1 pseudogene is annotated in these 678 nt (G+C 60.2%); it reads right to left on the minus strand.

The features are described 5' to 3' along the window. Positions 1-678, minus strand: a pseudogene (locus NTD80_RS00565) (type IV secretion protein Rhs); the annotation flags it as partial.

The following is a 678-nucleotide window of genomic DNA, read 5'->3' on the forward strand; positions in this document are numbered from 1 at the left end:
TCCTGCGAGTGGTCGGCGCGGGTCAGGCGGGCGAGGGGATCGTAGTGGTAGTGGTGTTCGCCTTTGCGGGTGTCGAGCAGGCGGGTGAGGTTGCCGGATTTGTCGTAGTCGTATTGGCGTTGGTAAAGGGTGTGCTGCTGTTGACTGACGGCATGGGCGTGCAGGCGCTGCTGGTCGTCGTAGTGGTAGTGGCTGATTAACTGGCCTTGTTGGCGTTGGTGTTCCTGGCCGGCTTTGAATAGGTGAGCAGTAAGGGCTTCACCGTTCAGTTCGACGGTGGACAGGTGGCCGCCCTTGGCGTGATTGAACACCACGCGATTGTTGTCGGGCAGACGCAGGTATTGCAGCTGGCCGCAGGCATCGTAGCCATAACGCAAGGTGCCCCAGCCCTGGTGTTCGGCGGTGAGGCGGTTTTGCGCATCGTATTCGTAGGCGAGCGCCCAGTGGCCATCGTCGACGCTAAGGAGGTTGCCTTGGCGGTCGTAGGCATAGTCGACAGCGTTGCCATCGGGCAGGGTTTTTCTTACGAGCCTCCCAGCGTGATCTCGCTCATAACGGGTAACCAGCTGACTACCATCGTCGCCGTGCTCGGTTTTTTCCTGCAGGTTGCCGTTGAGGTCGTAGGCATAAGCCGTCCGTTGGCCGTCAAAGCCGACTTCCTGCTGGATCAGGCCATTG

This window comes from Pseudomonas sp. 13B_2.1_Bac1 (assembly GCF_025466155.1).
Taxonomy (GTDB): Bacteria; Pseudomonadota; Gammaproteobacteria; order Pseudomonadales; family Pseudomonadaceae; genus Aquipseudomonas; species Aquipseudomonas aylmerensis.